At 51.9% G+C, this 12,888-nt stretch carries 16 protein-coding genes; 7 read left to right on the top strand and 9 right to left on the bottom strand.

Annotated elements, in window-relative coordinates; translation table 11 throughout:
• Positions 1–62: 62 nt before the first annotated feature.
• From FZ041_RS11670 to FZ041_RS11640, 7 genes are all read right to left on the bottom strand, one after another.
• Positions 63–1,499: a 6-phospho-beta-glucosidase gene (locus FZ041_RS11670; RefSeq protein ID WP_149189686.1), complete on the bottom strand. Its 1,437-nt coding sequence runs from the start codon at positions 1,497–1,499 to the stop codon at positions 63–65.
• An 11-nt stretch (positions 1,500–1,510) separates the two neighbouring features.
• Positions 1,511–1,843 (bottom strand): PTS sugar transporter subunit IIA, encoded by a 333-nt coding sequence (locus tag FZ041_RS11665; protein WP_075430764.1) that lies wholly within the window; start codon positions 1,841–1,843, stop codon positions 1,511–1,513.
• Between the two features lie 10 nt (positions 1,844–1,853).
• Positions 1,854–2,153 (bottom strand): PTS sugar transporter subunit IIB, encoded by a 300-nt coding sequence (locus FZ041_RS11660; protein WP_149189685.1) that lies wholly within the window; start codon positions 2,151–2,153, stop codon positions 1,854–1,856.
• A 43-nt stretch (positions 2,154–2,196) separates the two neighbouring features.
• Positions 2,197–3,567, bottom strand: a complete 1,371-nt coding sequence (locus FZ041_RS11655; protein ID WP_149189684.1) for a PTS sugar transporter subunit IIC — start codon at positions 3,565–3,567, stop codon at positions 2,197–2,199.
• A gap of 200 nt (positions 3,568–3,767) precedes the next feature.
• Positions 3,768–4,631, bottom strand: coding sequence for a MurR/RpiR family transcriptional regulator (locus FZ041_RS11650; protein ID WP_149189683.1), 864 nt, complete (start codon positions 4,629–4,631; stop codon positions 3,768–3,770).
• A gap of 34 nt (positions 4,632–4,665) precedes the next feature.
• Positions 4,666–4,863: a hypothetical protein gene (locus FZ041_RS11645; RefSeq protein WP_075430754.1), complete on the bottom strand. Its 198-nt coding sequence runs from the start codon at positions 4,861–4,863 to the stop codon at positions 4,666–4,668.
• A 28-nt stretch (positions 4,864–4,891) separates the two neighbouring features.
• Positions 4,892–5,152: a hypothetical protein gene (locus tag FZ041_RS11640; RefSeq protein WP_075430752.1), complete on the bottom strand. Its 261-nt coding sequence runs from the start codon at positions 5,150–5,152 to the stop codon at positions 4,892–4,894.
• Positions 5,153–5,366: 214 nt separating this feature from the next.
• Here FZ041_RS11640 and FZ041_RS11635 point away from each other — a divergent pair, with 214 nt between their 5' ends.
• The 5 genes from FZ041_RS11635 (at position 5,367) to FZ041_RS11615 (ending at position 9,864) form a co-directional block, all read left to right on the top strand.
• Positions 5,367–5,678 carry a LysM peptidoglycan-binding domain-containing protein gene (locus tag FZ041_RS11635; protein ID WP_173372515.1) on the top strand — a complete coding sequence of 104 codons (312 nt, stop codon included), beginning with the start codon at positions 5,367–5,369 and terminating at the stop codon, positions 5,676–5,678.
• A gap of 316 nt (positions 5,679–5,994) precedes the next feature.
• Positions 5,995–7,914, top strand: coding sequence for a threonine--tRNA ligase (thrS, locus tag FZ041_RS11630; protein ID WP_149189681.1), 1,920 nt, complete (start codon positions 5,995–5,997; stop codon positions 7,912–7,914).
• Between the two features lie 227 nt (positions 7,915–8,141).
• The gene (locus tag FZ041_RS11625) at positions 8,142–8,477 is read left to right on the top strand and encodes a DUF4870 domain-containing protein (protein ID WP_075445723.1); all 336 of its coding nucleotides are present in this window, start codon (positions 8,142–8,144) and stop codon (positions 8,475–8,477) included.
• Between the two features lie 176 nt (positions 8,478–8,653).
• On the top strand, positions 8,654–8,971 hold the full coding sequence (locus FZ041_RS11620; RefSeq protein ID WP_149189679.1) for a TIGR04076 family protein: 318 nt from the start codon (positions 8,654–8,656) through the stop codon (positions 8,969–8,971).
• On the top strand, positions 8,968–9,864 hold the full coding sequence (locus FZ041_RS11615; RefSeq protein WP_149189678.1) for a DUF1848 domain-containing protein: 897 nt from the start codon (positions 8,968–8,970) through the stop codon (positions 9,862–9,864). Before FZ041_RS11620 ends, FZ041_RS11615 begins: the two co-directional genes overlap by 4 nt.
• On the opposite strand, the gene FZ041_RS11610 is transcribed toward FZ041_RS11615, so the two are convergent.
• Together FZ041_RS11610 and FZ041_RS14850 are read right to left on the bottom strand one after the other, a co-directional pair.
• On the bottom strand, positions 9,848–10,153 hold the full coding sequence (locus FZ041_RS11610) for a GGDEF domain-containing protein (RefSeq protein ID WP_187626372.1): 306 nt from the start codon (positions 10,151–10,153) through the stop codon (positions 9,848–9,850). The genes FZ041_RS11615 and FZ041_RS11610 overlap by 17 nt on opposite strands.
• Positions 10,144–10,998 carry an FIST signal transduction protein gene (locus FZ041_RS14850; protein ID WP_255449389.1) on the bottom strand — a complete coding sequence of 285 codons (855 nt, stop codon included), beginning with the start codon at positions 10,996–10,998 and terminating at the stop codon, positions 10,144–10,146. Before FZ041_RS14850 ends, FZ041_RS11610 begins: the two co-directional genes overlap by 10 nt.
• 550 nt (positions 10,999–11,548) lie before the next feature.
• On the opposite strand from FZ041_RS14850, the gene FZ041_RS11595 reads away from it, so the two are divergent.
• Both FZ041_RS11595 and FZ041_RS11590 read left to right on the top strand, forming a co-directional pair.
• Positions 11,549–12,511 carry a nuclease gene (locus tag FZ041_RS11595; RefSeq protein WP_149189674.1) on the top strand — a complete coding sequence of 321 codons (963 nt, stop codon included), beginning with the start codon at positions 11,549–11,551 and terminating at the stop codon, positions 12,509–12,511.
• Between the two features lie 135 nt (positions 12,512–12,646).
• On the top strand, positions 12,647–12,888 hold a 242-nt coding region (locus FZ041_RS11590; protein WP_222931162.1), incomplete at its 3' end, for a class I SAM-dependent methyltransferase.

Below are 12,888 nucleotides of genomic sequence, written 5' to 3'. Positions count from 1 at the left end.
AATAAAAAATGCGAAACAACTGTAACATTGTTTCGCATTTTTTATTATTAAAGGGTATTGTATCAGTCGTTTGTAAGGTCTTCGCCATTGGTGGCGATGACTTTCTTGTACCAGTAGAAGGACTTCTTGCGGGAGCGCTTGAGCGTGCCGTTGCCTTCATTGTCTTTATCGACATAGATGAAGCCGTAGCGTTTCTCCATCTCGCCAGTACCAGCCGAGACGAGGTCGATCGGGCCCCAAGGGCAGTAGCCCCAGAGGTCGACACCGTCTTCGTCGATGGCTTTCTTCATTTCGCGGATATGGGCCTGGAAGTAGGCGATGCGGGCATCATCGTGGATCTCGCCGTTCGCGTCAGGCTCCTCGTGCAGGCCGATGCCGTTTTCGACAATCATCAGCGGCAGGTCGTAGCGTTCCTGCAGCAGGTTCAGCATATAGCGCAGGCCAATCGGGTCAATCGGCCAGCCCCAGTCGGATTTCTTGAGATAGGGGTTTTCCACGCCCGTGGCAAAACCGCCCTGCAGCTCCTTAAAGCGGCTCTTGTCGCCGGAAGTAGCCGAGCTCATGTAGTAGCTGAAGGCGAAGTAGTCGACTTTGCCCTGCTCGAGGATATCGAGGTCGCCTTCCTCCATCTGCACCTTGTAGCCATTGTTCTCCCAGAACTTGAGGATGTAGGACGGATAGCGGCCGCGGGCCTGCACATCGCCGAAGAAATAGCTCTTGTCCATTTCCTTGAGGGCCGCGATCTGATCCTCGGGACGGCAGGTTTCCGGATAGGTCGGGCCCATGGCGAGCATGCAGCCAATCTTGAAGTCCGGATTGATCTTGTGGCCTTCGATGACGGCTTTGGCCGAAGCCAGGAACTCGTGGTGAGCGACCTGGAACAGCGTCTGGTACTTGTCCTCATCCTCGCCATAGAGGATGCCGGAGTTCGTGAAGGCCGTGAACGGTACGTTCACCTCGCGCTGGTTGTTGATTTCGTTGAAGGTCATCCAGAATTTGACCTTGTCCTTATAGCGCTTGAAGCAGGTGACGGCAAAGCGGACGAACATGTCGACGAGCTTGCGGTTGCGCCAGCCGCCGTATTCCGTGACAAGATGGTAGGGCATCTCGAAGTGGGAGAGGGTGACGACCGGCTCCATGCCGTTCTTGTGCATCTCGTCGAAGAGGTCATCGTAGAACTTCAGGCCGGCTTCGTTTGGCTCTAGCTCATCACCATTCGGGAAGATGCGCGTCCAGGCAATGCTGGTGCGGAAGCATTTGAAGCCCATCTCGCCGAGCATGGCGAGATCTTCTTTGTAGGTGTGGTAGAAATCGATGCCCTCATGGTTCGGATAATTCTTGCCCGGCAGGACACCGTCGGTGATCTCACGCGGCACACCATGACGGCCTGCGGTCATGACATCGGCAACGCTTACGCCTTTGCCACCTTCCTGCCAGCCGCCTTCAAGCTGATGGGCAGCGACCGCGCCGCCCCATAAGAAACCTTTTGGAAAACCCATAGTATATTACCTCACTTGATTTTTTCTTCTAATGCTTCGATGCGCTTGTAGGCATCGATGAATTCGAGGGCAATCGTCTTGAAAGCCTCGGCGCTCATCAGCTGATCCTCAGCATGGAGAATCAAGAGCGAGAGCGTGCTGCCAGGGCCGCCCTGGGCCTCCTGGGTAAGCAGGCCCGCATGGGCGTCGTGGCCTTCGACGAACATCTCGTCGCCTTCCTTGATGAGCTTTTCGGCAGCGTCAAAGTGGCCCTGTTTCGCTTCCTGAATGGCCTCGATGTAAGAACTGCGGGCCGTGCCGACCGAGGAGATGATCTGGAATGCGGTGAGTTCAAGTCCTTCCATTGTGCTCACCTCACGCCATCAAGCCCTGTGCGAACTTGAGCACGCCAGCGCCATCCATGCGGCCATACATGCGCATGTCGATGGCATCGACCGGGATGCCCGGGCACTGCTCGGCAATCTTGTTTTTCTGGAAGCGGACCTGGGGGCCGAGCAGGATGACATCGGCATCGGCAGCCTTGGTCGTAGCCTCAGACGTCGGATAAGCGGCAATCTCACATTCAAAGGACTCGGCCGCAGCAGCTTCCTGCATTTTCTTGACGAGCATGCTCGTGGACATACCAGCGGCGCAAAGCAGAATGATCTTTTTCATGATGAATCTTCCTTTCAAAAAACGTGTAGAACTATTGGTGTATTTAATGCTGAATCTGAGGATGACCCTCGGATTCGGTATTGCCGGAGTGAGCATCCGTGTGAGCTTCGGACTGATCCATATCCTGCTCTTCTTTGAGCATGGCTCTGTCCTGGGCACGGACGAACGGGAAGTAGACGGCCGTAGCCATCGTGATGATGATGATCTGGACCACAGCACCCTGCCAGCCGTTCAGGAGCAGGCCAGCGATGATGGGCGGCGTCGTCCAGGGAACCTGTACGGCACTGAACGGATTCATGAAGCCGATGGCGATCGAGACATAGGAGATGACGAGAGCGAGCAGCGGTACGAGTACGAAGGGAACGAGCAGGTACGGATTGAAGACGATCGGCAGACCGAAGATGATCGGCTCGTTGATATTGAAGATGCCCGGTACCGTGGCGAGCTTCGTGATGGATTTCATCTGCTGGGATTTCGAGGAGAGCCAGCTGGCGATCAAGAGACCGAAGGTCAGGCCGCAGCCGCCGGATTTGATGAAGACATCGTTGATCTGGCAAGTGATGATCTTTGCATCCGGATTGCCAGCCAGCTGCATGCCCATGTCGATGAGATGCTGGTTGTCCAGAGAGTTAGCAATCAGGATCGGGTTGACTACGCCGCCGACGACGTTCGGGCCATGGATACCAGCCCAGAACAGGATGCTCTGCAGAGCCGCGATGATTGATCCACCAATCAGCGTATCGGAAAGTCCCTGCAGCGGTGTCTGGACAATCTTGAAGATGAGTTCCGGGAACGTCGTAGCACCGACGAAGTGGCAGAGGCCGTAGATGACCGAGCCGCAGGTGAAGAGGATCATGCCCGGCGTCAGTGCCTCAAAGGCTTTGGCTACGCCGCCTGGTACCGCATCCGGCATCTTGATGCCGATGTGATTCTTCTCGCAGTAGCAGAAGACCCAGGAGACGAGGAAGCTGATGATGATGGCGGTGATGACGCCATTGCTGCCAGCCCAGGCCTTCGGGATGATGTCACCGACCGTTTCGCCGCCCTTGGTGACGAGCGTCGGCGGCAGGACAATCAGGAAAGTAGAAAGTGCGAGGATGGAGGCCATGATGGCATCGCAGCCTTCGCCTTCCACGTATTTGTAGGTGATAGCGAGTACGGCGATAAGTGCGAGGATGCTGAAGGTTGCACCCGATACAGCGTTGAGTGGTGCTGTCCAATCCGGACCGAACAGGCCAGCCATGAATTCAGCATAGCCAGGGATCGGAAGATTGGCAAGCAGCAGGAATACCGAGCCGCAGATCGTGAACGGCGTTGTCATGATGAAGCCATCGCGAAGGGCTGCCACCGCACGGATTTCGGCGAAGCGTCCCATGAAGTCGATGAACTTGTCGAAGAGTTCTTGTTTTGTCATGTTAAATTCCCCTTTTTTAACCTTGTAAACAATAAAACTGTTTCAACCTGTATGAACTTGTTTGCCTTAAGACAATTCTTACTATAACGGATAGTTTTTATTGTTTCAATAGGTTTGCGGCACTGTGGGGCGCTGTTTTAGAGAAAGTAATAAAAAAGGCGAAACGTCTGAAACAACGTTTCGCCAAGGATATCTCCCTGTTACCAGATGCGATTGCTCTCATCGACGTGGCCGATGTAGTTCTCGAAGTTATTGTAGAAGGTCTCTGCCTCGCTGAAATTGCGCGAGAGGATGATGCCGAACAGGACATCCATGTAGTAGCGCACGCCGACGCTGAAGATGCTGCCGCCGAAGTCAAGATAGTCGACGGTGTTGGCGACGTAGAGGAACTCGTCGCAGAGATGGGCAAGGGTCGTATCGCGGGACACGGAGAACAGCACCGTGCGGATGCCGCGCTCCTTGAGCACGCGCGCCGCGCGGATGAGCCGCTTGTTGACGCCGGAACGGCTGATGATGATGGCCAGATGGGACTTGTCGCAGTTGAGGGCTGCGGCGATCTGGCTGTTCATGGCGTTGTGGGCGACGGCATTGCATTTGACCTGCAGCAGGTTGTAGACGGAGGTCTGGGCCAGCTGATAGTTTTGGTCGTAGGCGTAGAAGTCAACAGCCGAGGCGTCCATCATCCATTGGGCGATGCGCGTCACCTGCTCGAGATCCATCTCATTCTTGGTCTCTTCGATGGCCTCGACCTGCAGCTCCGCCATGATGCGGACGATGTCAGCCGGCTGGCTCTTGTCGGTGACGGGCCGGTGGATGATGCGGTCCTTGCGCGGCGTCACGCGGTTGATCTCGCTGGTGAACTTGATCTTGAATTCGTTGTAGCCCTTGAGGCCGAGCTTCTGGCAGAGCCGGAATACGGCTGCCGGGCTCGTGTAGGTTTTCTCCGCCAGCTCCCGCGTGGTCATCGCGGCAATCTCGGCGGGGTGGGCGAGCATGTACTGGACGATGTTCTGCTCAGTGGATGAAAAGCGTTCGTTTTCATGCAGCGCTTTGAGTAGCTTCATGACAGACGCTCCTTTCAGCTGGATTCACGTGTGATTACTGGACCAGGCGGCTCGACAGATTCGTGAGTGCCACCATGAGGGCGAAGACGGCTGCGCCGCCAGCAAGATAGAGCAGGCAGTAGCCGTACTTCTTCTCTGCGCCATAGCCCTTGACGTTCTCCCAGACGATGTTGAGGGTGAGCAGGGCAAAGAAGAAGCAGGCGGCCTGCACGAGATAATGGATGATCTGCATAGAAAAAACTCCTGACTGATGGTTTGTTTCAGTAAATATGATAGACCTTCCACGGAATCTGATCGACGCGGATGGTCTTGAGGAAATCAACGATGTCCTTACGGCCATAATAATGCGGATTGCCGCTGCTATCCTGGCTCATGAGGATGATCGGCATGTTCGGAAAGAACTGCGAGAGCTCCTGCCGTGTCTTGATGAGGCGCGTCGTGTACATGGTCACGGACTGTTTGACAGCGATGACGGCAAAGGTCACGCCCTGTTCGATGATGACAGCGCCATGGATATTCATGGAGAGACTCCTTTCTGACAGGTCAAATCTGACTGGTCAATCTTCTGTCTTTATTGTAGCAAAGGGGGAACATAGCGACAAGAGAAAAAATGTTCGCAAAAAGTATTGCAGGAATGAATGTTCTATGCTAGAATAAGAACAAAGTTTTGGAGAAGACATGTTTGAGGAAAATGTGTTTTGGAATAATATGTTCGATAATGGAGGCGTGAGCATCATGAAGTGCATGAAGAAAAGACTCTTTCAGCTGGCTATCGTCCTGGTGGCCGCAGCGGCGTTTATGCCGTTTCATCTGACGAACGATTACCTTCGCAGCAGCGATTTCGATACGGTGACCATCAAGCAGAACGACAGCGTCTGGTCGCTGGCGGCGCGCTATACGACCAATGAGAAGCGGGCGGCTGAGCTGCGGCAGGCCATCATCGAAGTCAATGGGTTGGCCCCGGACGGCAGCGGACTGCGTCTTGGCCAGCAATTGCAGGTGCCTGTGCTGGGGCGAAGCGAAAGCCCGCAAGTGGCAGAAAAATAATCGGCAAATCCCTTGACAGAAGCAGGGAAGGCTCCTATAATAGGGAACATCAAAGCAAAGACGAAGACACGACGGCAGATAAGCGTCTCTAAGAGAAGGATGCATTTGGTGCGAGCATCCCGGGATGGCAGCTGCGGCCACCACTTCGGAGCTGTTTGGCTGAAGCCTTAGGGTGTGTAGGCGAGACCGGAGACTTTTCCGTTATCAAAGACTGAGTGGCTTTCCTATTGGCAGGAGAGCAATTTGGGTGGAACCACGATGCGACAGCTTCGTCCCTATCTAGGGGCGGAGCTTTTTATTTTAAGGAGGGGTTTTCATGTTAAAGATTACGCTCAAAGACGGCGCAGTCCGCGAAGTCGAAGAAGGCAAGAGCATCCTCGAGTTCGTAAAAGAAGTAAGCAACAGCCTGGCTAAAAAAGTCCTGGCTGCTAAAGTAGATGGTGAGACGAAAGACCTCACGACGGTCCTGACGAAGGACTGTCAGGTAGATTTCCTGACGTTTGAAGAGGCTGATGGCCGCTGGGCTCTGCGCCATACGGCATCCCATATCCTTGCACAGGCCGTAAAACGCCTCTATAAAGACCAGAACGTCAAGCTGGCCATTGGACCGGCTATCGACAATGGCTTCTACTACGATATCGATATGGACAAGCAGCTCGGCGAGGCTGATCTCAAGGATATCGAAAAAGAAATGAAGAAAATCGTCAAAGAGAACCTCAAGCTTGAGCGCAAGGAAGTCAGCCGTGCCGATGCCCTCAAGATGTTCGAGGAGATGGGCGAAAGCTACAAGGTCGAGCTCATCAACGACCTGCCGGAAGATGCGCTGATCACGCTCTACACCCAGGGCGAGTTCACGGATCTCTGCGCTGGCCCGCACGTCGTATCGACGGGCAAGGTCAAGGCACTGAAGCTTCAGAGTGTTGCCGGTGCTTACTGGCGCGGCAGCGAGAAGAACAAGATGCTCCAGCGCATCTATGGTACGGCTTTCGAGAAACAGGCTGACCTCGATGAATACCTGCACATGCTCGAAGAGGCAGCGAAGCGCGACCACCGCAAGCTCGGCAAAGAGCTCGACCTCTTCAGCCTGCATGAGGAAGGCCCTGGCTTCCCGTTCTTCCATCCGAATGGCATGGTTGTCCGCAACGAGCTCATCAACTACTGGCGCGAAGTCCATCGCCGCTATGGCTATCAGGAAATCAAGACGCCGATGATCATGAACCGCAAGCTCTGGGAGACTTCCGGTCACTGGGATCATTATAAAGAAAACATGTACTTCACGCAGATCGATGGCGAAGACTATGCGGTAAAACCGATGAACTGCCCGGGCGGCATGCTGGTCTACAAATCCCATCAGCACAGCTACCGTGACCTGCCGCTGCGTCTCGGCGAGCTCGGCATCGTCCATCGCCATGAGCTTTCCGGTGCGCTCCACGGTCTGTTCCGCGTTCGCAACTTCACGCAGGATGATGCGCATCTGTTCCTGACGCCGAACCAGATTGAGGAAGAAATCCAGCATACGATTGACCTGTTCGATGAAGTTTACAGCACGTTCGGTCTTACGTATACGGCAGAGCTCTCCACGCGTCCGGAGGACTCCATGGGCTCGGATGAAATCTGGGAGAGTGCAACGGAAGCCCTGCGCAATGCGCTCGAGCATCGCGGTCTCAAATATGTCATCAACGAAGGCGATGGCGCTTTCTACGGCCCGAAAATCGACTTCCATCTGCGCGATTCCATCGGCCGTACGTGGCAGTGCGGTACGATCCAGCTCGACATGCTGATGCCGGAGAAATTCGACCTCACGTATGTCGGCGAGGACGGCGAGAAACATCGTCCGGTCATGCTGCATCGCGTTGTTTACGGTTCGATTGAGCGCTTCATCGGCATCCTCATCGAGAACTATGCCGGTGCCTTCCCGACGTGGCTCGCTCCGGTACAGGTCCGCATCCTGCCGATTACGGAGAAACACGCTGACTACGCTTACGAGCTCAAGAAGAAAATGTTCGATCTCGGCCTGCGCGTAGAAGTCGATGACCGCAACGAAAAAGTCGGCTACAAGATCCGTGAGAGCCAGGTCAAGAAAACGCCGTACACGCTCGTTGTCGGCGACCAGGAAGTTGCCGACAAGACGGCAGCAGTCCGCAAACGCGGCGTACAGGAAAGCACGACGATGAAGATTGACGACTTCATTGCCTATGTACAGGAAAAAATCGCCAGCAAGAGCGAAGAATTCTGATCGATCCGGTAAGCGAATGACCGGTCAGATCGCTGCTGCTTGACATGTCAGCTTTTTGACATGTCAAGCGGATAGGCTCCCCTTATGAGAGACAGTGAGACTGTCATCATAAGGGGAGTATTTTTATGCTGCGCAAAGGGCATCCATATCCCTGTCTGACAGGGTGCAGCTTCTTGCTAAAAACGTGTGGGCATGATACACTCCTTGTAAGAAAGGGGTTGTTACTCATGATAGATGGCAAACAAAAAGTGCTGGCGCTGGCGGCTCACATCGGCTACCTGTTCTTCGGCGTTGGCTATATATTGGTTCCGCTGGTACTGTATCTGATTTACGATAAGCAGGATGCTTTCATCGCCCAGCATGCCAAGCAGGCATTGATGGCCCAGGCTATCTTTGGCGTGGTCAGTGCTGTGGTCACCGGGCTTACCGTCCTGTTGATAGGCCTGTTCCTCTGGCCGCTGCTCCTTTTGCTGGGGGGCGTATGGTTCTGCTGCTCCATAATCGCCTGCTTCAAGGTAATCAACGAAAAAGAGTACCACTATCCGTTATTGGGACGGTTTTGATAGTTTCTGCAATGCTTGACATCTGACAGTTCGGTTTGACGTGTCAGATGTCTTTTTGTTGTGTGAAGGAGCGCGGCCTATGCATGCAAGCAGGAATGAAACGCGGAGTCTTGGTCTTTGCGCCTGATGCGGGCTGTGATAGAATTAGCTTAGAGAAGCGGAATGGAGGGCTGGGCATGAAAAAAGTACGGATAACGGTGATGCGGAAAGCTTGCTATCAGGATCTGATGGCGCAATACGAAAATCCCATCGAGCACGCCTGTGACATCGAGGAAGGGGCGGTGTTCATCGCCAACGGCTGGCAGCGGCCGGAGGGCATGTGCGAAAGCGCTTGGGAATCCATGTCTCCCTTCGTCATGGGGCTGGCCCATGGTGCGGAGGACTTTTACGATGGCTGGATGAAAAATCCCCGTTCGGCTATGATTTCCTGCAACGATGGCTTCCGCCCCGTGAGTTTCCTGCTGGAAACTCTGGATGAGGATGCAGAGCCATGATTGTAAGTGCCAGCCGCCGGACGGATATTCCGGCCTTTTATTTCGACTGGTTTTGCCGGCGATTGGAGGAAGGCTACGCGGATGTGATCAATCCCTTCAACCGCAAGCAGGTGAGCCGCATATCCTTAAAGCCTGAGGCTGTTGACTGCATCGTGTTCTGGACGAAGGACCCGGCACCGATGCTGGGGCGCTTGGCTGCCCTTAAGGACTACCACTACTATGTGCAGGTTTCCCTGACGCCCTATGGAAGGGAGGTGGAGACGAACCTGCGGCCCAAAGGGGATATCGTCAAGACCATGCAGGAGCTCTCCCAGCATTTAGGACGGGAGCGGGTAGTCTGGCGCTACGACCCTATTTTGCTCAATGAGACTTACAACATCGAGCATCATCTGAACTGGTTTGCCGAAAACCTGGCGGCATTATCCGCCAGCGTGGAGCGCTGCGTGATCAGCTTTATCGACCTCTATGCCAAGGCGAAAAAGAATACCCAGGGGCTGAACCTGCACGAGCTTTCCCTGGAGGAAATACAGGCCTTGGCAAAGGGCCTTGCCAGGATAGCCCAGGGCAGTGGCGTAACGCTGCAGACCTGCTCCGAGGCGGTTGACCTGGAGGAGTATGGCATCATCCATGGTGCCTGCATCGATGGCCCGCTCATTGAACGCATCACCGGCAGGCCCGTTAAGGCCGGCAAAGCCAAGAGCCAGCGCCCGCTCTGCAACTGCGTGGAAAGCTTTGACATCGGCCAGTACGATACCTGCATCCACGGCTGCCGTTACTGTTACGCCAATGCCAGCATGGAAAAGGCCCAACAGGGCTTTGCGATACATACGCATGAAGCAACGCTGCTGGGCGGGAAATTGGTGGGGGATGAGAAGATTACTTTCCATGAGTAATATAACCCACCACGTGGTTGCGGCCATTTTCCTTGGCCATATAAAGGGCTTCGTCCGCCCGTTTCACAAAGGAATTCATATCATCGCCCTCCATGATGCTGGTGACGCCCAAACTCATCGTCACGTGCCGCATCACCACATAGCAGTTGGCTTCCACCTGCAGGCGCAGCTTTTCCGCAAACTCCTTGGCTTTTTCCAAGTCCGTATCTGGAAGTAAATATAAGAATTCCTCTCCGCCCCAGCGCCCGAAAACGTGCTGGGGCTGTAAATTATCCTTGATTAAATCCACAGTGGCCCGCAGAACCTATACTCCCGAAATTTGTCCGGCTCGTGCCTTGCTTGGTCTTTGAGAAAGCGAACACGGTTTCCGCATTCAAATAAGAAAATAGCTTCCGTTTTGAATTTTTTCAGGTTCTGAACCGATTGGTCAATGATGTTGAACAGGTTGTCCGAATTCCCATAGGAAAGCCGGAATCTTGCGCCTTTTTCCACACCGGAAGTAAAGTAGATGGAACCATCATCATCACAGGCAAAGGGGACACGGGCAAGGATGCAGTCATCTTGAGAAAAAATCAGGGGAAATTCACATACATTATGGACAAAATACTTGTTTGGCTTGACATTCAGGTATTTGGAATAAACCTCCGTTGCCGGCTTGTGGTCAATCTCGGTGATGATGTTGTCGCCTTCCGTTTTGGTCACCAGCATTTCCAGGCCGATTTCTTTGAAGCCAAGGCAATTATCCATATAAAGATGCAAATCTTCTCCGGCAAAGACAATGGCAACAATGCCATTTGCATGGGTACTTTTGCCATATACCAGCGCCGTATTCAAGGCCCTTATGCTGCGCCCTGCCTTGGCACCGAAGAGGGGGAGTTTATGATGGCTGAACTCGTTGGTAAAGGCATTGATGACGGCACTGCCACAGGAATAGCAGACGAGCATACATCTGGCGTCATAGATATCCTCCAGTTTATTGTTAAGGATGCGCCCTGCCACGAACCCGGTTTCATGATTCATATCAAAGTCAAAGGCCAGAACCCTTGTGGTGCGAAAATAGGTGACATTCAGCTCGATGGGCTCATCCTTGATATCAAATTCCTGATCTGCGATATTGGCGCAGGTAAGCCCTATGAGACAGGCTTTTTCACAGGCATCATGAAGGTACGTGATTATTTCCTCATCAGCAGCGTCAATCTTGGGATTGTAGAGCTGGAAAAGAACACCGGACGCATTTCTATAAGCATTGCTGGCCGTTATCTCGGAGGCAATGCCCTTTAGTTAATCAAATGTATGAAACACATATTTTTTCTGAAGCATAGGTTTTCGCTCCTTTGTTGGGCGTATATGTCATGTGTCGATAGCATTCTAATTCAACGACGTGGTTTTATGTACCTGCATATATGGCATACAATTCTACAAAATATACAACAGTGATTTTTTGACTTGTCAACTGTCGCGGAAAAAGCCGAAGAGCCTGGAGTTGAGTATCTCAATGTCGCTCAAGATGACGCCTAAGAGGTCGCTTGAAGAAAATAGTTCGGAGAGGTTCGGAGAAAGTTCGGAGAAAAATTGGTAAATGAGATTTGATTGATTTTACCCGCGTTTTTAACAAAACTGCCGCTACTTTATGGGGAGGCGGATTTGTGGTATAATTCAAGCAAGAGGAAGGAGCTGTTGTAGAATGCAACATAATCAAATGCCGGCAGATAAACTGCTTGGCTTTAACAATCCTCAGTATGATTTGGCTGCCAAGAGAATTTTGTCAGAGCGGGCAGTAGCGGCATATTTATTAAAAGGGACTGTGCCTGAGTTCAAGGAGGCCAGTCTGGGCGATATAGCAGATAAGTACATCGAAGGCGATATTCGGGTAAGTAATGTGCCTATAAATCCAGGTAAGACGAATACGGTGGCAAAGCCGAAGAAAATAAAGGGACTCCGTAATGAAGTAGGAGATGTCACAGAAGGTTGGACAACTTTTGATGTAATCTTTCATGCGGTCACGCCGGAAACAGGCGAACGTATACGCCTCATTATAAATATAGAGGCACAGAAAACATTTTCAGAATCTACGTTGAAGTACATTCTTATGAAAAGGGCTGTATTCTATGGTAGCAGGCTGATATCGGCTCAGAAAGAAACTGAATTTCGAGGTTCAGATTACAGCGAGGTCAAGAAGGTATATACCATTTGGATATGTATGGAGTCTCCTACGGATAAGAGTGTCATCAATCACTACCGTATGGCAGAGCGTCATTTGGTTGGCAAATATAAGGAACCACAGGAAAATTATGACTTGCTAAATATTGTAATGGTTTACTTGGCACCTGGGCCAGTGCGGAACAGATTGTTGTCCATGTTGCAGGTCATATTCCAAGAAACAACGAAGACTGCGGAAGAAAAAAGTGAGATACTCAGGAAAAAGTTTGATATAGAGGTCACTGCTGAAATGGAAAAGGAGTTGAGAACTATGTGCAACTTGAGCGAAGGCATTTATGAGCGCGGGATGGCGCGAGGAATAGAACTGGGCGAAGAGAATGTTGTAAAAAACTTATGGAAAAAGGGCATGGGGATTGACTTTATTAAAGAAGTTACAAATTGGACAGAAGAACAGATTATGAAGGTGATAAAAAAAGAAAAAGCTTGAAAAATAGCGCATGGTGTTAAACTATGCGCTATTTTTTATGAGGTTGACTGATTAGCAAATTTCACTATATTAAATAAATTGTCGGCGAGGTTCGATTTTCGGTTTTATAAGCTCGAAACAGGAAGGTGAGTAATCGTGTCAAAGAAGAATGATGACTTTTTTATTGAAAAGAAACCATGGTCTATAGTTAAAGATGAATTGCTAGGATGTTATTTAACGCCATATGTGTCAAAGATTTTACATACACACAGGCCTTTGGTCTATGTAGACTGTTTTGCCGGTAAAGGGAAGTTTGAAGATGGAACCCCTGGTTCTCCCATAATTGCGATGGATATTTTCAAAAATGCGCTTTCTACAACGAAAATTAAAGGAGATGT

The sequence above is a fragment of the Pseudoselenomonas caprae genome, from assembly GCF_008271345.1.
In the GTDB taxonomy this organism is placed as follows: domain Bacteria; phylum Bacillota; class Negativicutes; order Selenomonadales; family Selenomonadaceae; genus Selenomonas_A; species Selenomonas_A caprae.
This window is presented reverse-complemented; position numbering and strand designations above follow the sequence as displayed.